The organism is Mesorhizobium sp. ESP7-2 (genome assembly GCF_020164715.1).
In the GTDB taxonomy this organism is placed as follows: Bacteria; Pseudomonadota; Alphaproteobacteria; order Rhizobiales; family Rhizobiaceae; genus Mesorhizobium.
Genome location: NZ_JAIUGQ010000012.1, coordinates 87146 through 108943, shown reverse-complemented (window position 1 = coordinate 108943; position 21798 = coordinate 87146). Strand labels below are relative to the sequence as shown.

At 62.8% G+C, this 21798-nt stretch carries 17 protein-coding genes; 14 read left to right on the top strand and 3 right to left on the bottom strand.

The window, feature by feature from the left end; genetic code table 11:
• Positions 1-60 precede the first annotated feature (60 nt).
• Both LB543_RS14425 and LB543_RS14420 read right to left on the bottom strand, forming a co-directional pair.
• Positions 61-1662, bottom strand: coding sequence for a DHA2 family efflux MFS transporter permease subunit (locus LB543_RS14425; RefSeq protein WP_224614535.1), 1602 nt, complete (start codon positions 1660-1662; stop codon positions 61-63).
• Complete coding sequence (locus LB543_RS14420; protein WP_224614534.1) at positions 1659-2945, bottom strand: HlyD family secretion protein; 1287 nt, start codon at positions 2943-2945, stop codon at positions 1659-1661. Before LB543_RS14420 ends, LB543_RS14425 begins: the two co-directional genes overlap by 4 nt.
• 418 nt (positions 2946-3363) lie before the next feature.
• Here LB543_RS14420 and LB543_RS14415 point away from each other — a divergent pair, with 418 nt between their 5' ends.
• The 3 genes from LB543_RS14415 to LB543_RS14405 are packed head-to-tail and all read left to right on the top strand — an operon-like array spanning position 3364 to position 7234.
• Positions 3364-3936 carry a (2Fe-2S)-binding protein gene (locus LB543_RS14415; protein ID WP_411908760.1) on the top strand — a complete coding sequence of 191 codons (573 nt, stop codon included), beginning with the start codon at positions 3364-3366 and terminating at the stop codon, positions 3934-3936.
• A 1-nt stretch (position 3937) separates the two neighbouring features.
• Positions 3938-4951: an FAD binding domain-containing protein gene (locus LB543_RS14410; RefSeq protein WP_224614533.1), complete on the top strand. Its 1014-nt coding sequence runs from the start codon at positions 3938-3940 to the stop codon at positions 4949-4951.
• A gap of 3 nt (positions 4952-4954) precedes the next feature.
• Positions 4955-7234, top strand: a complete 2280-nt coding sequence (locus LB543_RS14405; protein ID WP_224614532.1) for a xanthine dehydrogenase family protein molybdopterin-binding subunit — start codon at positions 4955-4957, stop codon at positions 7232-7234.
• Positions 7235-7492: 258 nt separating this feature from the next.
• Here LB543_RS14405 and LB543_RS14400 read toward each other — a convergent pair whose 3' ends face one another.
• Positions 7493-9949 carry a membrane-bound PQQ-dependent dehydrogenase, glucose/quinate/shikimate family gene (locus tag LB543_RS14400; protein ID WP_224614531.1) on the bottom strand — a complete coding sequence of 819 codons (2457 nt, stop codon included), beginning with the start codon at positions 9947-9949 and terminating at the stop codon, positions 7493-7495.
• Between the two features lie 188 nt (positions 9950-10137).
• On the opposite strand from LB543_RS14400, the gene LB543_RS14395 reads away from it, so the two are divergent.
• The 11 genes from LB543_RS14395 to LB543_RS14345 are packed head-to-tail and all read left to right on the top strand — an operon-like array spanning position 10138 to position 21797.
• Positions 10138-10794 (top strand): cytochrome c3 family protein, encoded by a 657-nt coding sequence (locus tag LB543_RS14395; protein WP_224614530.1) that lies wholly within the window; start codon positions 10138-10140, stop codon positions 10792-10794.
• Positions 10778-13762, top strand: a complete 2985-nt coding sequence (locus tag LB543_RS14390; RefSeq protein WP_224614529.1) for a TAT-variant-translocated molybdopterin oxidoreductase — start codon at positions 10778-10780, stop codon at positions 13760-13762. Before LB543_RS14395 ends, LB543_RS14390 begins: the two co-directional genes overlap by 17 nt.
• Positions 13755-15134, top strand: coding sequence for an NrfD/PsrC family molybdoenzyme membrane anchor subunit (gene nrfD / locus LB543_RS14385; RefSeq protein ID WP_224614528.1), 1380 nt, complete (start codon positions 13755-13757; stop codon positions 15132-15134). Before LB543_RS14390 ends, nrfD begins: the two co-directional genes overlap by 8 nt.
• Positions 15131-15658 carry a DUF3341 domain-containing protein gene (locus LB543_RS14380; protein WP_140760243.1) on the top strand — a complete coding sequence of 176 codons (528 nt, stop codon included), beginning with the start codon at positions 15131-15133 and terminating at the stop codon, positions 15656-15658. The genes nrfD and LB543_RS14380 overlap by 4 nt, the downstream gene beginning before the upstream one ends.
• Positions 15655-16194, top strand: a complete 540-nt coding sequence (locus LB543_RS14375) for a c-type cytochrome (protein ID WP_224614527.1) — start codon at positions 15655-15657, stop codon at positions 16192-16194. The genes LB543_RS14380 and LB543_RS14375 overlap by 4 nt, the downstream gene beginning before the upstream one ends.
• A complete protein-coding gene (locus LB543_RS14370) occupies positions 16191-17330 on the top strand; it encodes a hypothetical protein (RefSeq protein ID WP_224614526.1) in 1140 nt (379 codons plus the stop codon). Before LB543_RS14375 ends, LB543_RS14370 begins: the two co-directional genes overlap by 4 nt.
• Complete coding sequence (locus LB543_RS14365) at positions 17323-17820, top strand: hypothetical protein (RefSeq protein WP_224614525.1); 498 nt, start codon at positions 17323-17325, stop codon at positions 17818-17820. The genes LB543_RS14370 and LB543_RS14365 overlap by 8 nt, the downstream gene beginning before the upstream one ends.
• Positions 17817-18572, top strand: coding sequence for an SCO family protein (locus LB543_RS14360; RefSeq protein ID WP_224595538.1), 756 nt, complete (start codon positions 17817-17819; stop codon positions 18570-18572). The genes LB543_RS14365 and LB543_RS14360 overlap by 4 nt, the downstream gene beginning before the upstream one ends.
• The gene (gene coxB / locus LB543_RS14355) at positions 18569-19528 is read left to right on the top strand and encodes a cytochrome c oxidase subunit II (RefSeq protein WP_224614524.1); all 960 of its coding nucleotides are present in this window, start codon (positions 18569-18571) and stop codon (positions 19526-19528) included. The genes LB543_RS14360 and coxB overlap by 4 nt, the downstream gene beginning before the upstream one ends.
• Entirely contained in the window at positions 19525-21168 is a 1644-nt protein-coding gene (gene ctaD / locus LB543_RS14350; RefSeq protein WP_224614523.1) for a cytochrome c oxidase subunit I, read from the top strand. The genes coxB and ctaD overlap by 4 nt, the downstream gene beginning before the upstream one ends.
• On the top strand, positions 21165-21797 hold the full coding sequence (locus LB543_RS14345) for a cytochrome c oxidase subunit 3 (protein WP_224614522.1): 633 nt from the start codon (positions 21165-21167) through the stop codon (positions 21795-21797). The genes ctaD and LB543_RS14345 overlap by 4 nt, the downstream gene beginning before the upstream one ends.
• Position 21798: the final 1 nt, after the last annotated feature.

The following is a 21798-nucleotide window of genomic DNA, read 5'->3' as shown; positions in this document are numbered from 1 at the left end:
GCTTGCCGGGAAAAATGGCAGGCGGCGGAAGTCCTGGAATAGGTTGGCGGGGCGGGCCGGCTATTTCGGCTGGCCTCCGTCGGGTTTTGGAGACCGCAGCAGCAAGGCGAGGGGAACAAACAGTGCCGTCGCGATGGCGCAGTAGCGAAAAACGTCGATGTAGGCGAGCAGCGAAGCCTGGCGTGCGATCAACTGCCCAAGCCAGCCGATGGCTTGCTGCTTGGCCTGAAGCATGCCCGAGCCTTGGGCGACAAAGTGATCCGTCACCTGACGCAGCAGCTGCTGATAGGCGGGTGACGATTGCACGGTATGGCTGACAAGGTTCGATTGATGCAGCTGCGCGTTTTGAGCGATCACGGTGTTCGACAATGACACGCCGATGCTCCCGCCGATGTTACGGGCGACGTTGATCAGCGCCGACGCCTGGTTGGTCTTCTGCGGAGCGAGGCCGACATAGGCCGCAGTCGAAATGGGGATGAACAGGAACGGCAGGCCGATCATCAGGAAGATGCGCGCGAAGGCAAAGAAGCGGAAACTGGCGTCCGGGGTGAGGGACGTCATGTGCCACAGGGCGACCACGACAACGGACATGCCCATCATGATCAGATATTTGGGCTGCACCAATCCGGCGGCAAATCCGGAAATCGGCATCAAGATCAGCATGGCGATGCCGCCGGGCATCATGGAAAGGCCCGACAGGGTGGCCGTATAGTCGAAGGCGGTCTGTTGCAGCTGCGGCATCAACTGCGTGGTGCTGAACAACACGGCTCCGACAGCCATCATCACCAGGAACGACGCGCCGAACTGGCGGGTGAACAGCAGGCGCACGTCGACGATCGGATCGCGGTGACTGAACTCCCATGGGATGAGCAGCAGGAACGAGATCGCCGAAATCACTGCAAAAGTCGTGATGAAACCCGATGCGAACCAGTCGTTTCTCTGACCCTCATCGAGGAAGATTTCCAGGCAGCCAAGAGCGGTGGCGACCAGGATGAACCCGACCCAATCTATTCTGAGGCCGCCCTTCAGCCGCTCCTGACGTTCGCGCTCGATCACGTCCGGCTCGACGAGAAGCCACTGCACCAAGGCAAGCGACATGATGCCGAACGGCACGTTGATGAAGAAGATCCAGTGCCAGGAGAAATGGTCCGTCAGCCAGCCGCCGAGGGTCGGCCCGACTGTCGGTGCGACGATGACGGCGATGCCATAAAGGGCAAAAGCCTGGGAACGCTTCTCGGGCGGAAAGGTATCGGCAAGGATGGATTGTTCGCTCGGCGCCATGCCGCCGCCGCCGAGACCCTGCAGGATCCTGAAGAAAATGAGCATTTCCAGATTGGGCGCGAGGCCGCACAACAGCGATGCGATGGTGAACGTCGCCACGCAAAGCATGTAGTAGCGCTTCCGCCCGATCACGCTGGCCAACCAGCCGCTGACCGGGATGATCACGGAATTCGAGACCAGATAGGTAGTGATCACCCAGGTGCTCTCGTCCATGCCGGCAGCCAGGCTGCCGGCGATGTTGCGCAGGGCCACGTTGGCAATCGAAGTGTCCAGCACCAGCATGAAGGTGGCGATGGAGACGACGATGGCGATCAGCCAGGGATTGCGCCCGCCGGCGGCGGACCGGCTTTCGCTTTGGTCGCTGGAGATTTCGCCAGTCATCGCACCTTGACCGTCGGCACCACCGACAGGCCCGGACCCAGCAGCACGCCGGGCGGTTTGTCGAAGACGATCTTCACCGGTACGCGCTGCACCACCTTGACGAAGTTGCCGGTGGCGTTTTCTGCCGGCAACAGGCTGAAGGCGGTGCCACTGCCCGCCTGGATGCTGTCGACGCGGCCATGAAAAGATCTGTCCGGATAGGCGTCAATCTCGATGTCGACCGGCTGTCCGGGCCGCATCAGATCGAGCTGTGTTTCCTTGAAGTTGGCCTTCACCCAGACTTCGTCCGGAACAAACATCATCAGCACCTGGCCTGGCTGGGTATAGGTACCGTTGGCGACCGAGATGCTGGTTGCCCGCCCGGCGACCGGTGCGGTGATGGTTGTGCGGGATAGCATGGTCCTCGCCTGGTCCTGGCTGGCCTTGGCCTGATTGAGCTTGGCTTCGGCGCTTTTGGTCTGCGCCTGCAAAACAGCGACCTGGCTCCTGGCGGCAGTTACATTGGCTTGAGCGCTGTCGAGAGCAGCCTGGTCCTGGCGCAGCGTCGAAGCGGCCTGCTGCGCCTGCTGTTGGGTGGCCGTGCCCTTGGCCAGAAGTTCACGGTTGCGCTGGTCCTCGGCTTTGGCGAAATCGAGCGCGGCCTGTGCCTCCGCCGTCTGCTTCTGCGCCGCATCGATCTTTGCGTTTTGTGCTTCGATCTGAGCCCCTAGTTCGACAATGTCGGCCTGCGCCGAAACCACGCCGGCATCGGCCTGTTCAAGGCTGGCCCGATAGTCGCTGTCATCGATGCGCAACAGGGCGTCGCCCGCCTTGACCGGTTGGTTGTCGGTCACCGCAAGGTCAGTGACCCGTCCTGATATCTCGGCGCTGATAGTTATCGTTCGGGCGTCGATAAAGGCGTCGTCGGTCGATTCATACTGGCGGGCATTCAGCCACCACATGATCAGTGCCACGGCGGCTAGCAACATCACGATCAAGATTGCAATGGCCACGTAAGGATGCCGCCGGGGGAAACCTAGGAGGCTGGGCTTTTGTTCATCCGCCTGCTTGTCCCGCGCTTCGCGCTCCGGAGCGTTAGGCTGCGCCACATCGCCCCTGCGTTTTGGCGACGCATCCTGTCCGGCCTTGCTCGAAACGCCGCGCGCATCTCTGGCTTTGTCTGGTTCTTCAGTCTCGGTTTTTGCATCCACGGGGAGAACTTTCAGGGAAGGCGCCGACCGCTTTAACGACCGATTCAACGACAGCTCTTCACAAAAGTTCCTGACGAACCGGCTCGGCGGCATTCGTCGGGATCGTAGCCAAAGCCATTCAACCGACGGCAAATCTGATCACTGTGATGAGGATCACGATGCCGACCAGCCCTGCGATGAAGATGATCCGGCGTGTGCGGGTTCGCAGGATGATCTCACCTTGTCGCGCCTGTTCAGCCGAAAAGACAGGGCCTTCGTCATCAAGCCGATCGCTTCGCCGATCGCTCCGATCATTGGTCATGATCGCCTCCTTCCTTGGAACCTATCGAGGACAACCACGGCCTTGCGGCTGAAGTTCCGCATGGCCGTCCTGCAAAGGAAACGATCACAGCGATGTGAGGAGGGAACTTTGCCTCCCGCGAACAGTTTCGTCCGCTTGAGACTCCAGCCAGCCGGAAAGCCAGCCATGTCCAATCCCACAAGCCCTAGCGGCCTGAGCAGACGCACCTTCATGACGGGTTCTGTTACGGCGGCAGCCGCAATGCCTCTCATGGCCACCTCGACAAAAGCCGCCGAGCCGTCGCCTGCGAGAGCGGTCGAACCGCGCGACCTGTCGACGATTTCGCTCCGGGTTAACAAGCAGGCCTACACCCTCGCACTCGACAATCGCACGAGCCTGCTTGACGCTCTACGTGACCATGTTGGTCTGACCGGCACCAAGAAGGGTTGCGACCACGGCCAGTGCGGTGCCTGCACCGTTCTTGTCGATGGGAAGCGGGTGCTATCCTGCCTGAGCTTTGCCGTCATGAACCAGGGCCGCGAGGTCACGACTGTCGAAGGCCTGGCTTCGGCCGACGGCGAACTGCACCCGGTGCAGCAGGCGTTTGTCGACCATGATGCCTTTCAATGTGGCTACTGCACGCCGGGCCAGATCATGTCCGCCATCGGTTGCATCGACGAAGGTCATGCCGGTTCGGAGGATGATATCCGGGAGTATATGAGCGGCAATCTGTGCCGGTGCGCGGCCTATCCGAACATCGTCGCGGCGATCATCCAGGCGCGCGATGAGATCAGGAGAGCCTAGGATGCGTCCCTTCCTCTATGAAAGACCAACGAGCGTCACCGCGGCGATCGCCATGGCGTCTCATCTCGACGCTGCGCCAACTCAGGCCAACACCCAGTTCATCGCCGGCGGCACCAATCTGGCCGACTACATGAAGCTGGGTGTCGCGCAGCCGGAGCGACTGCTCGACCTTAACGAGCTTGCCGAGCCTGCTTTGCGGCAGATCAAAACGGACGACGACACCATCCGTTTCGGTGCGCTGGTTCGCATGGGTGAGGCAGCCGACAACAAGGACGTCAGGCGCCGCTGCCCGCTCCTTGCCGACAGTCTGAAATTCGCCGCCAGCGGCCAGCTTCGCAATATGGCCAGCCTTGCCGGCAACGTGTTGCAGCGAACGCGGTGCGAGTATTTTCGCGAAACCTCCTGGCCGTGCAACAAGCGGGAGCCCGGTTCCGGCTGTGCGGCGATGGAAGGGATAAACCGCCAGCATGCCGTGCTCGGCACCAGCGATGCCTGCATAGCGACCTATCACGGTGATTTCGCGCAGGCGCTGATTGCGCTCGATGCGGTCGTCGAAGTGGAGGGGCGGCGTGGCCCGCGCAAGATCCCATTCGCCAGCCTGCACCGGCTTCCCGGCGACACGCCCAACATCGAGACGGATCTGGCCGCCGATGAAGTCATCGTCGCCATTGATGTTCCGCTTGGTGGATGGAGCCGTCGCTCGCGCTACCTGAAGATACGCGATCGCGAATCCTACGCATTTGCGCTGGCCTCGGCGGCGGTGGCGCTGGAGATGGACGGAGACACGGTCAGGCAAGCGCGCATAGCACTCGGTGGCGTCGCGACGGTACCATGGCGCGCGAGAGCGGCGGAGGATGCGCTGCGTGGTAATGCCCTCGACGACAAGGCCGCGACGGCTGCTGCCGAAGCCGCATTCGCTGATGCCAGGCCACGAGAACACAACGCATTCAAGATACCGCTCGGAAAGCGCACGCTGGTGCGAGCGCTGCTCGAAACCCGTGACATGAAGGTCTGAGCCATGAATCAAGCTGCTCCAGCTCCAAAAGAAAACCAAGGCGAACCGGTCGTCCGCATCGACGGCAGGCTGAAGGTTACCGGGCAGGCCAGCTATCCGGCCGACATCGCCACGGCCAATGTCGCTTATGGCGCTCTAGCCACGAGCAGCATCGCTCGGGGCAAGGTTTCCAAACTCCATACGGATGACGCCAGGGCCGTGCCCGGAGTGCTGGACATCTTGACCTATGGCGACATGGATCAGACAGACACGCCGAAATTTGGCAACACCGGTGCAAGCTCCATCGCCCCCCTGCACGACAAGACGATTTTCCACGACGGCCAGATCATCGCCCTGGTCGTTGCCGAGACATTCGAGGCGGCGGAGGAAGCGTCGATGTTGATCCGCGCCGACTACGAAGACGAATCGCCAAGCGCCAGCTTCGATTCCGAAGGCGTGAAGGTGGAACCGGCGGCCGGCAAGAGCCCGATGTTGCAGGAGGATGTCAAAGCCGGCGACTTCGACGCTGCCTATGCATCCGCAGCCGTCAAGATCGACCAAAAATATTCGACGCCGACCCAGCATCACAATCCGATCGAACTGTTTTCGACCACGGCGATGTGGCAAGGCGATCAACTCACCGTCCATGAGCCCAGCCAGAATGTCACCGGCTGGAAAATCGAACTTGCCCGGCAGTTGAAGATCGACCCCGCCAATGTGCGGATTGTCAGCCCTTATGTCGGGGGCGCGTTCGGTTCCAAGGGACCGATGACGGCTCGCACTGCAATTGTCGCGGTTGCCGCGCGTCGTGTTGGACGGCCGGTACGCTGCGTCGTCAGCCGCATGCAGGCTTTCAACACCCAGACCTACCGGGCCGAGACCAGGCATCGAATCCGCATCGGCGCCGGCAAGGACGGCCGCATCACGGCGTTCGGACACGAGGGCTGGGAGGTTACATCACGCCCTGACCCTTATGTCGTCGGCGGCACGTCAGCCACCGGTCGCATGTACAATTATGGTTCGGTGCTCACTCACGTTTCTATCGTCCATGCCGATCGCAACACACCGGGCTACATGCGCTCGCCGCCGGAGACGCCGTACGTCTACGCGCTCGAGAACGCCATGGACGAAATGGCTGTGGCGCTCGGCATGGATCCCGTCGAGTTTCGGCGCATCAACGAGCCTGAAAAAGAGCCTATCGGCGGCAAGCCATTCTCCAGCCGGTCGCTGGTCAAATGCTACGACCAGGCCGCCGAAGCCTTTGGCTGGTCGAAGCGTGACGCCGCGGTCGGATCGATGCGGGAGGGCGACTGGCTGGTCGGCATGGGATGCGCGACAGCCATCTATCCAACGGCCAGCGCGCCATGCGCGGCCCGAGTTCGCTTGACCGCCGATGGACAGGTTCGCGTTCAGTGCGGTTCGCACGAGATTGGCACCGGCGTGCGCACCGTCGCCGGACAGATGGCCGCCGAGCGTCTGGGGATAGGGATGGACAAGGTCAGTGTCGAGATGGGCGACAGCGCCCTGCCGCCCGCGCCGGTCTCGGGTGGCTCGATTTCGACCGCGAGCGTCTGCTCGGCGGTCCTGAAGGCCTGTGACGCGGTGCGCGGAAAACTTTTCGCGGCAGCCGTCGCCGGAGATGGCCCATTGGCTGGTTCCGGCAATGCCAAGCTGGACATGGAGCAAGAGAAGATCGTGGCAAGCGGCGGCAAATCCGCCAGGCTGTCGGACGTCTTCAAGGTGATGCAGGTCGGCGCTATAGAGGAATACGCCGAGTTTGCACCAAGGGGTTCGACACCGGAAGCACTGAAGAAACTCTATGCCGGGCAGGCGGAATTCCACGGCGGCGATCAGGACAAGGAGTCCGTGAAATACGCCTTTGGCGCTGAATTCGTCGAAGTGCGCGTCAACAGCTACACGCGCGAAATCCGGGTACCGCGCGTGGTCGGTGCCTTTGCGGCGGGACGCATCATGAACACGCGCACCGCGCGCAGCCAACTGATGGGCGGCATGATCTGGGGTATCGGCCAAGCCCTTCACGAGGCGACGGAAATCGACCGGCGCAACGCCCGCTACGTCAATCGTGACCTGCAGGACTATCTGGTGCCGGTCAACGCCGACATCAAACAGGTCGACGTCATCCTTGTTCCCGAGGTCGACTTGGACGTCAACCCGGCTGGCGTCAAAGGCTTGGGGGAACTAGGCAATGTCGGGACCGCGGCGGCCGTGGCGAGCGCCGTGTACCATGCCACGGGCAAACGCATTCGAGACTTGCCGATCAGGATAGACGATTTGATAAGCTGACGATCAAGGGGCGCGACGGCAAGGTGGCTTCGCAGGGGCGATGCAAACGGGGCGGTGGCGCGGTATAGCGCCGGCCCGATGCCTTGTCGTGCCCACCTCATGTCGGAGCAGTAGCGGAATAGACGGCGCACGGCATCGACTACGCGCTTGCGGCTTCCTCTGCCAACAAGCTGTCGGGGCCAGGTGGTATCTGCGGGATGATCGTGCCGAGAGCATCTCAAACCAGGCCCTCAGGCTCCCCTGAGCACCGCTTCCGGCTCAGCCCGCGGGCAATGCGTAAGCAATGACCTCGTCACCGACCTTGGTCTCCATGAAATGGTGGCCGCCAGGTGCGATCACGACGTACTGCCGGCCGCTGACTTCATAGGTCATCGGCGTGGTCTGGCCCCCTGCCGGCAAGTCTGTTTGCCAAACCACCTTGCCAGTCTTGATGTCGATGGCGCGCAGCTTGTCATCCGTCGCCGCGGCAATGAAGATCAGCCCGCCCGCGGTCACGAGCGGCCCACCATTGTTCGGCGTGCCGATGTCGATCGGCAGCATGGACGGGATGCCCAATGGGCCGTTCTTGACCGCCTCGCCGAGCGGCTTGTCCCACAGCGTCTTGCCAGTTTTCAGGTCGATGGCGCGGATGTGGCCATAAGGCGGTTCGGAACACAAAAGTCCCGTCGAGAGTCGCCAACCCGCGTTGACGGCGATGGCATAGGGCGATCCCATCTGCGGATCGCCCATGTCCTTGGCCTTCTGCGAACCGCCGCCCTGCTCGATCGACTTGAAACCGATCTGATCGGCTTTTTCCCGCGGCAGCAGCTGGTTGTAGTTGGGCATGTCATTGTAGTTGGCGATCAGGATGCCGTCATCGGTATCGACAGCGATGCTGCCCCAGTCGGAACCGCCATTGTAGCCGGGATATTCAATGAAAGGCTTGTCCACGGTCGGCGGCGTATATTCGCCCTGGTAGGAGGCCTGTCGGAACTGGATGCGGCAGTAGAGCTGGTCGAGCGGGCTCATGCCCCACATGTCCTTCTCGGTCAGCACCGGCTGGTCGAGATGCGCATAGCCGGAGTAGGGCTGCGTCTTGGACAGCTTTTCGGGTTCGACACCACCCGACGGAACCGGCCGCTCCTCGACCGGGAAGAGCGATTTTCCGGTCTTACGGTCGAGCACGTATATCTGGCCCTGTTTGCTCGGCACGATGATTGCTGGGACTTTTCCCTCGGCTGTCGGGAAGTCGACGAGCGTCGGCTGCGAGCCAAGGTCGTAATCCCAAAGGTCGTGATGGACGGTCTGGAAATGCCAGACCGGCTTGCCTGTCGTGACATCGATGGCCACGATCGAGGAGTTGTATTGATTTTCGAAGTCCTTGCGATCGACGCCGTAATAGTCGACCGAGGCGTTGCCGAGCGGCAAATAGACATAGCCGAGCTGAGGATCGGCGGCCGCGACGGTCCACATATTGGGCGTGCCGCGCGTATAAGTGGCGCCTTGGGGCGGCGCGCCGGTGCGGTCGGGATGGCCCATGTCCCACGCCCAGACGAGTTTGCCTGATATCACGTCATAGCCGCGCACCACGCCCGATGGGGCATCTTCAGCCTGTCCGTCCTTCACCTGGGCGCCAAGAACGGCTACGCCGCGCACGATGGTCGGCGGCGCCGTCACCGAGTACCAGCCAGGAACCGTCTTGCCGAGCCCCTGGGTGAGGTCGACGACGCCTTGCTGGCCGAAATCACCGCATGCCTTGCCGGTCCTGGCATCGATGGCGATCAGCCTGGCATCGAGCGTGCCCCACAGGATGCGTGTCGCGCATGGCTGCTCGGCATTTGCTCCTTGAGCGGCGTAATAGGCGACACCACGACAGGTGGCACCGTACGGAATGGCGTCATCGGACACTTTCGGATCATACCGCCACTCCTCCTTGCCGGTCGCCGCATTGGCGGAGATGACCATACCCTTGGCCGAACAGGCGAAGAGGTGACCGTCGACCTCGAGCGGTGTGTTTTCCGGAGAGTATTTGTCGGCCGCCGCCTTGCTTGGCATGTCGCCGGTGTGGAAATCCCAAACCTTGGTCAGCTTCGCCACGTTGCCGGCGGTGATCTGTTTGAGGGGCGAATACCGCGTAGCCAGCTCCGAGCCGCCGTAGACAGGCCAATTCGACCCAGCCTGGTGGATCGCGGTGTCGGCCTGAGCCGGCGGGGCGGTTCCCACCGTGCCTCCAACTGGCGGCGTGGCAGGAGCGATCGCTTCCTGCGATTGTGCCGCAAGCGTGAAATGATGGAGCCCGATTGCGCAGCCGACAATGACAACGCCAGCGGATGTGGTCGCGTACGCAGCGTCGCGAACGCGCTTCGCGCGGTCAGCGCTGAAGGCCGGCAAGGTCAGCAAAACGAAAATTAGGATAATTGTCGGGGCGAGCACGCGGGGCATCAGCCCCCAGCCGTCCATGCCCACTTCCCAATAGGCCCAGGCAAGCGTCGCTATCCAGGTTAGGGCGTAAAGCCAGACGCCTGCGGCATTGCCGCTCAAAAGCAAAATCCCGGCGACCAGGAGCGCCACTCCAGCAGGCAGGTAGTACCAAGACCCGCCCAGCGCGATCAGCCAGGCGCCGCCTGCACCGATCAGCAGGCCAAGTATCACCAGCAATACGCCTATGAACATGGACCACCAGAAGGCGAGACCTGAGCGGGTGAGAGTGGCGGGGTTTGGATTGGCGTGTGTCATGTCGACATTTCCACGTGGCATTTATCGTGATCATGTCGAACGCCCGCCATTGCGCATGGTTGCGGTTTGCTGCTGTTTTCGGCAGCGCCCGAACGTCACCATTTTGTGAGCATTCCGCGCCTACGGAACCTTTGGCACGTCCCCGCCGTTAGGCGCTCGATCCAAAAAACATGCAAATCGGCGAGGGGATGCCGCAGGTCTTTTCCAGCAATGCCAATGGAATTGCCCGCTTCGTGTTGTGGGGACTTTGTTTCTTCGCGATTTTCGCGGCCATCGGCGGCACGGCACTTTTGCGTTCGGGGTTCATCACCGGCGTGGGCCGGCCCGTGGCACAGGCAGTCCCGTTCAGTCACAAGCACCATGTCGGCGATATCGGACTGGACTGCCGCTATTGCCACAATGGCGTCGAGACGTCGGCTTCGGCGGGACTGCCGGCGACAGAGGTGTGCATGACCTGCCATTCGCAACTCTTCACCGATGCCGACATGCTGGCACCGGTGCGTGCAAGCCTTGCCTCAGGTCAGCCGCTGCAATGGCAGCGCGTCAATTCCGTGCCGGATTTCGTCTACTTCAACCACTCCATCCATATCGCCAAGGGCGTCGCCTGCGAGACCTGCCACGGCGACGTCGATGAGATGCCGCTGATGCAGCGCGCGCATTCGCTGTCGATGGAATGGTGCCTGGGCTGTCATCGCGATCCCGGTCCCAATCTCCGTCCGCCGCAGGATGTCTTTCAGCTGCACTGGAAACCGCCGCAGGACATCGAAGAGGTCAGGCGTTCCCTGATCAGCATCCTTGATATCCACCCCGAGACGATGACGGATTGCTATGTCTGCCATCGCTGACATCAAGCCGTTCCCAGCCACGGATCTTGCGGCATTGCGGCGGGCCGCGACGGGACGCGAGCCGTGGCGGAGCCTGGACGAACTGGCCGAAACGGCGGAGTTCCGGCGCTTCGTCGAGGCGGAATTTCCAGCGATCGCCGAACGCCTGCCGTTCAGTCTCGACCGGCGCACCTTGTTGAAGCTGATGGGCGCGTCGCTTTCGCTGGCCGGTCTGACCGCCTGCAGCGAAGCGGAGCGCATCGTGCCTTACGTGCGCCAGCCGGAAGACATCATTCCAGGCAAGCCGCTCTACTATGCGACCGCACTCTCCAGCGATGGTTACGGTATCGGCGCGGTTGTCGAGAGCCATGAAGGCCGGCCGACCAAGGTCGAGGGCAATCCGGATCATCCGGCCTCGCGCGGCGCTACCGATGCGGTCATGCAGGCGGCGGTGCTGTCGCTGTTCGATCCCGAACGGTCGCGTACGCCGCTCAGGCAAGGCGAGCCGGCGGGTTACGGCGACTTTCTCAAGGACATGGCGAAGCTTGCCGGCGGATTGGCCGCTTCGGGCGGGCAAGGTTTGGCACTGCTGATCGAGGCAACAACGTCGCCGACGACCAGGGCGCAGATCGGATCGCTCAGGCAGCGCTATCCCAAACTTCGCGTCTTCAAGCACGATCCGCTTGCGGCCAGCGCGAACGAGCAGGCAACGGCCAAGCTGTTCGGCAGGCCGCTGACGCCGATCTACCATCTAAACCGCGCCGATGTGATCGTCAGCCTTGATGCCGATTTCCTCGGCGAAGGGCCGGGGCGTCTGGCCTACGCCCGCGATTTCGCCGGGCGGCGGCGCGTGCGTCAATCGACGGACACGATGAGCCGTCTCTACGTCGTCGAGTCGACACCCACAATCACGGGTGCGGCGGCCGACCATCGCCATGCCGTCAGACCGAGTGCCGTCGAGGGCGTTGCCGTCGCAATCAAGGCTGCCCTGGAAGGCGACCTGCATGCGGCCAGCTTGTCACCCTTCGGTCCGGAATGGATCAACGCGCTTGTCGACGATCTCCGCAGCGCCGGCCGCAACGCACTGGTGATGCCTGGCGCGCATCACACGCCGTTTGTCCATGCCGTTGCCTTTGCCATGAATGCCAGACTTGGAGCCATCGGCAACACGCTGGACTTCATCGAGCCGCCGGACACCATGCCGATCGAAGGCGATCTTGCCGCGCTTTGCCAGGCCATCGCGACCGGATCGGTCGACAGCGCCATGGTGCTCGGTTCCAATCCCTTGCATACGGCGCCGTCGGACGTCGATGTACGCAAGGCCTTTTTGAAGCTGAAGCTTCTCTTCCACTGGGGGCTCTATCGCGACGAGACCGCATTTCTGGCGCAGTGGCACATTCCCGCCGCGCACGAATTGGAGAGTTGGAGCGACATCCGCGCCTATGACGGTACGGTCTCGATCGTGCAGCCGCTGATCCAGCCTCTGTTCGGTGGCAAGAGCCTGCATCAACTGCTGGCGGCGCTCGGCGGTGAGTTCAATGCCGATATGCAGGCCCTGGTACGCGCGACATGGACGGCCATGGACGAGCCGGCTTGGCGAAAGGCACTGCGCGATGGTGTCGTGCCGAATACCGTCACTGCTCCTGTCGCCGTCTCGATGCCGGCGGATATCGGCGGTCCCACGCCGCATGCCTCCGTTGCCGATCGGCTGGAGGTCCGCTTCGTTGCCGACCCCTGGCTGCGCGATGGCCGTCACGCCAATTCATCGTGGCTGCAGGAACTGCCCCGCCCGCTGAGCAAGCTTGTCTGGGGCAATGCGGCACTGATCTCACCGGCGACCGCGCAGCGCTTGGGACTAGAAAACGGGCAAATGGTCAATCTGGCACGAGGCGGCAAGGATATCGACGCGCCGGCCTGGATCATGCCCGGACAGCCCGACGACACGGTGACGCTGTCGCTCGGCTTTGGCCGCAAGGTCGGTTCGGTCGCCGCGCTGTCGGGTGGTTACGATGCTTTCCCCCTGCGCACCGCCGAGGCTCCCTGGTTTGCCGATGGCCTCGTCTTGGCTGCGCGCGACAGTACGGCGCGCGTGGTGACGACCCAGCACCACCAGGCGATGGAGGGCAGGGCGATCGTGCGACACGCGACGCTCGATGCCTTCAGGCAAAATCCGCATTTCGTCCGTGAAGGCGTGCCGCCGGCGCCGACGGAATCGCTGTACCCCGATTGGACCTACGACCAGGAGGCCTGGGGCATGTCGATCGACCTTTCGGCCTGCATCGGCTGCATGGCTTGCGTATCGGCCTGCCAGGCCGAGAACAACATCGCAACCGTCGGACCGGATGAAGCCGCGCTCGGCCACGAGATGCATTGGCTGCGCATCGACCGCTATTATGCCGGCGCTGTCGACCAGCCCGACATCTTCTTCCAACCCGTGCCTTGCATGCATTGCGAGAAGGCGCCATGCGAGGTCGTCTGTCCCGTCAACGCAACGATCCATACCCATGACGGCCTGAACGCGCAGGTCTACAACCGCTGCATCGGCACGCGCTACTGTTCGCAGAACTGCCCCTACAAGGTGCGCCGCTTCAATTTCCTCGAATACCAGGAGTTCGACAAGGAAAGCGCTGGGCCACGGCAGGCCGTGCATAATCCTGACGTCACCGTGCGCTCGCGCGGCGTCATGGAAAAATGCACCTATTGCGTCCAGCGCATTGCCGAAAAGCGCATCCGCGCGCAGATCGAGAACCGTGAGATCGGCGACGGCGAAGTTGTCACCGCCTGCCAGCAGGCGTGCCCGACGCAGGCCATCACCTTCGGGGATATAAAAAAGAAGGATTCTCACGTATCGCGCGAGAAAGCCGCGCCGCATAACTATGCGCTTCTCGAAGAGCTGAACACGCGGCCGCGCACAACCTATCTCGGCAAGATCAGCAATCCGAACGCCGGGATCGCCGGCAAACCTGGTGCGGAGACCGGCGATGGCTGAAGCGGTCGGCGCCAGAGCCGAAAAAGCCCAGCCGCGAGCACCGGTGCTGCGCGGCCACCATGATTTCCCCGAGATCAGCGGCCGCATCAGCGCGATAGTTCTGCAAGGAAAGCTGCCGCGTTTCTTCTGGGCGGCGTTCTTCGTCTGCTTCGCCTTGGTACTGCTGTTCCTCTATTCCATCACCTACCTGATCTCGGTCGGCGTCGGCGCATACGGCATCAACATCCCCGTTGCCTGGGGCACGATGATCTCCAGCTTCGTCTGGTGGATCGGCATCGGCCATGCCGGCACGCTGATCTCGGCGGTGCTGCTTTTGCTGCGCCAGCCCTGGCGCGCCTCGATCAACCGCTTCGCCGAAGCTATGACGCTGTTTGCCGTGGCAATGGCCGGGCTCTACCCGATCCTGCATCTCGGCCGGCCATGGTTCTTCTACTGGCTGCTGCCTTTGCCCAACACGCAAATGCACTGGCCGCAATGGCGCAGTCCGCTGGTATGGGACTTTTCCGCGATCGCCACTTACGCCACCGTCTCGCTGCTGTTCTGGTACATGGGCCTGCTGCCGGATCTCGGCGTGCTGCGCGACCGCGCCAGATCACGCGCCGCGCAACTCTTCTACGGCATCCTGGCGCTTGGCTGGCGCGGCTCGGCCTTCCACTGGGCGCGCTATCGGACCGTCTATTTCCTGATGGCAGCGCTCGCCACGCCGCTGGTCGTGTCGGTGCATTCGATCGTCGCGCTCGACTTCACCTTTGCCATTGCACCGGGTTATCACTCGACGATCTTCCCGCCATACTTCGTCGCCGGCGCGCTGCTCTCCGGATTTGCCATGGTGCTGACCATCGCCATTCCCTTGCGCTGGGCCTTCGCGGTCGAAGACCTGATCACGTTGCGCCACATGGAGAACGCCGCCAAGCTGATGATCGCGGCCGGCATGATCGTCATCTACGGCTACGCGTCGGAAGCATTCTTCGCCTGGTATTCCGGGCAGCCTTATGAGCGCGCCATAATGGTCCAGCGCGCCGTTGGTCCTTACGCGCCATTGTTCTGGATCATGCTGTTTTGCAATTGCATCGCGCTGCAGCTGCTCTGGCTGCGCCGCGTGCGGCTCAATATGCCGATTTTGTTTTCGATCGCGCTCGTCATCAACATCGGCATGTGGCTGGAGCGCTACGTCATCGTGGTGACTGGTCCGAGCCGCGATTACCTGCCATCGTCCTGGGGCGAACAGTCGCTGACCTGGCTCGATTTCGGCATCCTGTTCGGCTCGATCGGCACCTTCTTCGCGCTGGTCTTCCTGTTCATCCGCATCCTGCCGGCGATCACCATCTTCGAGGTCGAGGAACTGGTCGAAGAGAAAAGCGGGGCCGCATGAGCCTGCATGGCGTCATCGCGGTATTCGCCGATCCCGATGCGCTGACGCAAGCGGCACGGACGATGCGCGACAAGGGTTACCGGCGCATGGACGCGTTCTCGCCCTTCGAGGTGCGCGGCCTTGCCGGGATTTTGGGCATGCCAAGGACTCGGCTGCCATGGGCCGTGCTGGCGGGCGGCATTGCCGGCGGCCTGCTGGTCTACGCACTGATCCTCTATTCGGTCGAGATCGACTACCCCGTCAATGTCGGCGGCCGGCCGCTGCATTCCTGGCCGCCTTTTACGGTGATCGCCTTCGAGGCAGCCATCCTGGGCGCCGCCCTGGCCGGGTTCGTGGGCATGCTCTGGGCGAACGGTTTGCCGCGATACTACCATCCAGTCTTCAATGCCAAGACCTTCACTTATGCGCGGGGCGGCAAGTTCTACCTGCTCGTCGAAGCGGCCGATCCGAAATACCGCAAGGGCGTCACCAAGGGACAACTGACGCGGCTTGGCGCGGAAACGGTCGAGGAGGTGGAGGCATGAGGGGGCGTGCACTGCTTGTGCCATTCCTCCTGCTGCTCGCCGGCTGCAAGCAGGACATGGCCGACCAGCCGCGTTACAACCCGCTCGACGCCAGCAAGCAATTCGCCGACGGCATGTCGGCCCGGACGCCGGTCGAAGGCGCCGTGGCGCGCGACGCCGATCTCGCGGCAGCGTCGGACAAATTTCCGTACCCGGTCACCATGGCGCTGCTCCAGCGCGGGCAGCAACGCTTCGACATCTTCTGCTCTCCCTGTCATGGCCGCACCGGCGACGGTCACGGCATGGTGGTCCAGCGTGGTTTCCCGGCGCCGCCGAGCTATCATCAGGACGCGCTGCGCAAGGCAGCCGATCGCCATTTCTACGATGTGATCACCAACGGCTATGGCGCCATGTATTCCTATGCCGCGCGGGTGCCACCGACCGATCGCTGGGCGATCGTCGCCTATATCAGGGCGTTGCAATATTCACGCCATGCACCTGGCGATGCGCTGCCGGAGACCCTTCGCGCGAAACTCGATGCGGAGGCCGCGCGATGAGGCGCTTCGCATGGCCCGATGATCTTTTTGCTCCGGCGGTTGTGATAGCCGCCGCGGGACTTCTGCTTTGCGGCGTCGGACTTTTCTTCGATCCGCGCACAACGCTGGCCGGTTGGCTGACGGCAGCGCTGTCCCTGCTCGGACTGCCGCTTGGCGCGATGACCATCCTGATGGTCCATGGCCTGACCGGTGGTCGCTGGGGCGACGCGCTGCGTCCGCCCTTGCGCGCCATCGTCGCGACGCTGCCGGTGGCGCTGCTGTTGCTCCTACCGACCCTTGCGCGGCTCGATCTGGTCTTTCCCTGGGCGGGAGCGGACCCCGCGATGCTGCCGGAAGCGGTGCGGCAAAAACTTGCCTATCTCAACGTGCCATTCTTCATCGGTCGCTTCCTGGCGTGCGCACTGGCGTGGCTGGTGCTCGCTTGGCTCGTCATCGGCTGGACAGAGCCTGGTGGCGACAGATCGAGACAGGGGACCACCACCGGCTATGCGATCGGGCTCATTGTCCACGGCCTGGCCGTAACAGTGCTTGCGATCGACTGGATGCTGTCGATCGAGCCGGAGTTCACGTCGACCATCTACGCGATGCTCGAAGCCGCGGCCGAAGTCGTCGGCGCATGTGCATTGGCTCTGGTCGTGTTGGCCGCCGGCCGCGCGATCGAGACGATGCCGGGTGGCGAGGAGGACGTGGCGCTTGGTGAAGACGTCGCCAATATGCTGTTCGGCTTCATGCTGATGTGGGCCTACCTCTCCTTCATGCAGTGGCTGATCGTCTGGGCCGGCGACCTGCCGGAAGAAATCCACTGGTACGTGCTTCGTGGCCAGGATGGTTGGCAATATCTGCTCTGGTTGCTGATCGCGCTGCAGTTCGTGGTGCCCTTCTTCGCTTTCCTCATGCGCTCGGTCAAACGCAGCCATCGCGGCCTGCTGGGGCTCGGCGCGGCCGTTCTTGCCGGACATTTCCTCGACGTCGTCTGGCGCGTTCGCCCGTCGCTGTCGGCAGCCGGCGCGCAGGTGTCCTGGCCGGACCTTGCGGCGTTCGCAGGGGCGGGTGGCGCCTGGTATGTGTTTTTCCTTTACCTCTGGGCGAGGCCGGATCGGATCGCTATGTGGCGCAGGAGGCTGGTCCGTGGCTAAGGCCTTGCATCCCGAAACGCGTGATGTCTGGCCACGCGCCCTGCTGCTCTTCGGGGTCGCCCTGCTGGTCTTCCTGGCGCTTGCGGCGCTGGCACTGAAGCTGATTTTCGATACGGCGCCATACCGGCCCTTGGTGAATACCGAGAAGTCCAGCCAAGCAGGTCCCGCACTACAGCACTTGCCGGAAGCCGACCTCGCGACATTCCGCAAACAGGAAGAGGAGGAACTCGGCAAGCTTACCTGGGTTGACCGCAGTGCCGGCATAGCGCGCATTCCAATCGAAGACGCGATGAAGCTGGTTGCGGCGCAAGGTCTGCCGGACTGGGCGGGCGCGGCCGCTTCGGCAGGTAAGGATTGCGCCTTGCTCGAAGGCCAGGTTCCACGCGCGCCACAGGCCAGCAATTGCCACGCCGGATCATTCACCGCGCAGCCAAACGACAAGGCGCGCCAGCCGAGCCAAGCCGCACCGGCCACGGGAGCGAGCCCATGACGCGTTTGGGGCTGCTGATACTCTTGCTGCTTCTTCCAACTGCCGCCAGTGCCGCGGCGCGACCGTCTTTCGATCCGCAAATCGGCGCCCAACTCGATCTCGACCGGGTTTTTCAAGACAGCTCCGGCAAGCAGACGCCGTTATCGGGCATTCTCGAAGGTCGGCCGGCGCTCGTCATCTTCGGCTATGACAAATGTCCCAACCTGTGCGGTGTCACACAGCAGGCCGTGGCCTCGGATCTGACCAAGACCGGCCTGGATCCTTCGACCTATCACGCGCTTTTCGTCTCGATAGATCCTTCGGAAACCGCCGGAGACGCGGCCTCTGTCCGGAGCGAGGTCGCGGGGTCCGCCGGTCAGTCCGGCTTGTCGGCCTGGCGTTTTCTGACCAGTGCCGATGGCGCGGGTGCCGACCTTGCATCGGAGGCCGGCATCACCTTCGACCGGCGTGACCGCATCGCCCAATACGTCCATCCGATCGCCGTCATCGCGCTGACGCCGCAAGGGCGGATCGCGCAGGTGCTGCCAGCGCTGACCTTCGAGCCGCGCGATCTCAGGCTCGCTCTGGTCGAGGCGTCGGCAGGGCGGCTGGGATCGATCGCCGACCATGTCTTCCTGCTCTGCGCCGGCTTCGATACCTCGAAAGGGCAGTACACCTCGACGATACAGGCGGTTCTGAAGATAGCGGGACTGGCAATGCTGCTGGTGCTCGGCGCCAGCCTTTTCATGCTGACGCGGGGGAGGCGGGTTTGAGCTTCGGCATTCCCTTCACGCCGCCCGAGGCATCGTCGATTGCCGGCAGCGTCGACACGTTGTTCTACGCCTTGCTGGCGTTCACCGCGGCCTTGGGGATCTTCCTGGCGAGCCTCGTCGTCTTCTATGCCATCAAATATCGCGCCGGCTCCAGGGCCGAACGAACCGGCGAGCGCGCGCGCAGCCTGCCCCTGGAGGTGGCCTGGACAGTAGCGAGCCTGCTGATCGCCTTCGTCATCTTCGGGTGGGGCGCCGTGCTGTTCCTGCGTCGCGAACATCCGCCACCCGATGCGCTCGAAATCGCCGGCCTCGGCAAGCAGTGGATGTGGGAGTTCCGTCATCCCGGCGGCCAACGCGAGATCAACGAGCTGCATGTGCCGGTCGGCAAGGCGGTGATCGTCTCGTTGGCATCGCAGGATGTCATCCACTCCTTCTTCGTACCGGCTTTCCGGGTCAAGCAGGACGCCGTGCCGGGCCGCACCACGCATGTCTGGTTCATCGCCGAGGAGCCCGGGCGCTATCATCTGTTCTGCGCGCAATATTGCGGCACCCAGCATTCGGAAATGGGCGGCTGGGTAACGGTGATGCCGCTGGAAGATTATGCGACATGGCTGGAAAACCAGGGCAAGGGCGACACGCTCGCGGCAGATGGTGAAAAACTGTTTCGGGCGCTCGGCTGTTCCGGCTGCCATGAAAAGTCCAGCAAGGTGAGGGCGCCGGATCTCGCCGGGGTCTTCGGACGGCCGGTGGCGTTGGACAACCAGCAGACCGTCATCGCCGACGAACGCTATCTGCGCGATTCCATCCTCGACCCGAAGAAGGAAATCGCCGCCGGGTACGATCCGGTGATGCCGAGCTTCGATGGAATTGTCGACGAGGGCGAGATGCAGATGCTGCTCGCTTATCTCAAATCGCTTTCACCGCGGGCGGCAACCAGGAACGAGGCGATCCAATGAGCACCGAAGCGCTGAGGCCTTCGAGCTATCTTGGCGAGGGCGCCGGTCCTGCCGCATGGCTGCTGACCACCGACCACAAGCGCGTCGCCTGGCTCTATCTGGTGTCGCTCACGGCTTTCTTCTTCCTCGGCGGCGCCTTTGCCGTGCTGATGCGCGTGGAGCTTGCCACCCCTGCTGGCGACCTCGTCTCCGACGACACCTACAACCGATTGTTCTCCCTGCACGGCATCATCATGGTGTGGTTCTTCCTGGTGCCCTCGATCCCGGCGACGTTAGGCAATTTCCTTTTGCCATTGATGATCGGCGCGCGCGATCTCGCCTTTCCGCGCCTGAACCTCGCCAGCTGGTATGTGTTCATCCTCGGCAGTGCCTTTGCCCTGGCCTCGGTGCTCGCCGGCGGCGTCGACACCGGCTGGACCTTCTACACGCCGCTCTCGACGCTTTATGCGAATGGTTTCGTGTCGATGGCGGCCCTTGGCGTCTTCATCGTCGGTTTCTCGACGATCATGACCGGCATCAATTTCATCGTCACCATCCATACGCTGCGCGCGCCGGGGCTGACCTGGTTCAGGCTGCCGATCTTCGTCTGGACGATGTACGCCACCGCGCTGGTGATGGTGCTGGCGACGCCGGTACTGGCCGCCTCGCTGCTCCTGATCGTGCTCGAGCGGGTCTTCGGCATCGGCATCTTCAACCCGGCGCTTGGCGGCGACCCGCTGCTGTTCCAGCATTTGTTCTGGTTCTATTCGCATCCGGCCGTGTACATCATGATCCTACCCGGCATGGGCGTCGTTTCGGAGGTGCTGCCCTGCTTCAGCCGCCGGCCGTTGTTCGGCTACAAGGCCGTTGCCTTGTCCTCGATGGCGATCGCGGTGTTCGGCTTCCTCGTCTGGGGCCACCACATGTTCGTCTCCGGCCAATCGGCCTATGCGGGCGTACTGTTCTCGTTCCTGTCGTTCTGCGTCGCCATCCCTTCGGCGATAAAAGTGTTCAACTGGAGCCTGACGCTGCGCAAGGGCGAAATAAGCTTCGAGACGCCGATGCTCTATGCGTTGTTCTTCCTGGCGCTGTTCACTTTTGGGGGGCTGGCTGGGCTGTTCCTGGCGGCGCTCGCCATCGATGTCCATGTCCACGACACCTACTTCGTCGTGGCGCATTTCCACTACATCATGGTCGGCGGCATGGTGACGGCCTACATGGCGGGGCTGCATTTCTGGTGGCCGAAACTGACCGGCCGCATGTATTCCGAGACCTGGGGACGCATCGCCGCGACGGTCACCTTCCTTGGCTTCAACCTGACCTTCTTTCCACAATTCGTGCTCGGTTTTCTCGGCATGCCACGGCGGTATCACACTTATCCGCCCGAATTTCAGTTCTGGCATGTCCTGTCGTCGGCTGGCGCGGTGGTGCTGGCGGTGGGCTACCTGATGCCGTTGTTCTATCTCGGCTGGTCGATGTTTCGAGGTGCGCGAGCGCCCGCCAATCCGTGGCGCGCGACCGGGCTCGAATGGCAGACGGCTTCACCACCCCCACCGCATAATTTCGACACCATGCCGAGCGTCAGCCGGCCCGCTTATGACTATGCGATGAAGGGGTTGCAGCACGAGACGTTCAGTCCGCACAGGGACGAAGCCCGATGAGTACCGAAAGTGTCGCCTTCGATACAAAGGCCCGCGAGAAGGCTGCCGACACGTTCGGCATGTGGGTGTTCATCGGGTCCGAAGCGATGCTGTTCGGCGCGGTCCTGCTGGTGTTTTTCTTCGCACGATCGAGCTACGGACCCGCATTCGCCGCTGCATCACAACATCTATCGCTGTCGCTCGGCACACTGAATACGGCCGTTCTTTTGACCAGCAGCTTCGCAATGGCGCTTGCTCACATGTTCACGGCCAGCCGGCGTTGGCGCCCGGCCGTCTGGGCGTTGATCTGCACGGCCCTGCTTGGAATTGTCTTTCTGTTCGTCAAGGCCATCGAGTACGGCAGGGAATTCGAGGAGGGCCTGGCGCCGGTTCTTGGCGCGCCGTTCAACTTCCCAGGCCCAGATCCGGCCCATGCCGAGTTCTTCTTCGCGCTCTATTTCGCCATGACTTCGCTGCATGCGCTGCACCTGATATGCGGCATCGCCGTGATTGCCGGCATGCTCCTGCTCTGGCCACGCACGGCGGATGCCGGCCGCGCTCATCGTGTCCAGGCAATCGGGCTTTACTGGCATTTCGTCGATGTCGTCTGGGTCTTCCTGTTTCCCGTTCTCTATCTGATCAACCGATGAA

Coding starts and splice junctions, on each gene's coding strand:
- LB543_RS14425 (WP_224614535.1), bottom strand. CDS start 1,662: ATGACTGGCGAAATCTCCAGCGACCAAAGCGAAAGCCGGTCCGCCGCC.
- LB543_RS14420 (WP_224614534.1), bottom strand. CDS start 2,945: ATGCCGCCGAGCCGGTTCGTCAGGAACTTTTGTGAAGAGCTGTCGTTG.
- LB543_RS14415 (WP_411908760.1), top strand. CDS start 3,364: ATGACGGGTTCTGTTACGGCGGCAGCCGCAATGCCTCTCATGGCCACC.
- LB543_RS14410 (WP_224614533.1), top strand. CDS start 3,938: ATGCGTCCCTTCCTCTATGAAAGACCAACGAGCGTCACCGCGGCGATC.
- LB543_RS14405 (WP_224614532.1), top strand. CDS start 4,955: ATGAATCAAGCTGCTCCAGCTCCAAAAGAAAACCAAGGCGAACCGGTC.
- LB543_RS14400 (WP_224614531.1), bottom strand. CDS start 9,949: ATGACACACGCCAATCCAAACCCCGCCACTCTCACCCGCTCAGGTCTC.
- LB543_RS14395 (WP_224614530.1), top strand. CDS start 10,138: ATGCCGCAGGTCTTTTCCAGCAATGCCAATGGAATTGCCCGCTTCGTG.
- LB543_RS14390 (WP_224614529.1), top strand. CDS start 10,778: ATGTCTGCCATCGCTGACATCAAGCCGTTCCCAGCCACGGATCTTGCG.
- nrfD (WP_224614528.1), top strand. CDS start 13,755: ATGGCTGAAGCGGTCGGCGCCAGAGCCGAAAAAGCCCAGCCGCGAGCA.
- LB543_RS14380 (WP_140760243.1), top strand. CDS start 15,131: ATGAGCCTGCATGGCGTCATCGCGGTATTCGCCGATCCCGATGCGCTG.
- LB543_RS14375 (WP_224614527.1), top strand. CDS start 15,655: ATGAGGGGGCGTGCACTGCTTGTGCCATTCCTCCTGCTGCTCGCCGGC.
- LB543_RS14370 (WP_224614526.1), top strand. CDS start 16,191: ATGAGGCGCTTCGCATGGCCCGATGATCTTTTTGCTCCGGCGGTTGTG.
- LB543_RS14360 (WP_224595538.1), top strand. CDS start 17,817: ATGACGCGTTTGGGGCTGCTGATACTCTTGCTGCTTCTTCCAACTGCC.
- ctaD (WP_224614523.1), top strand. CDS start 19,525: ATGAGCACCGAAGCGCTGAGGCCTTCGAGCTATCTTGGCGAGGGCGCC.
- LB543_RS14345 (WP_224614522.1), top strand. CDS start 21,165: ATGAGTACCGAAAGTGTCGCCTTCGATACAAAGGCCCGCGAGAAGGCT.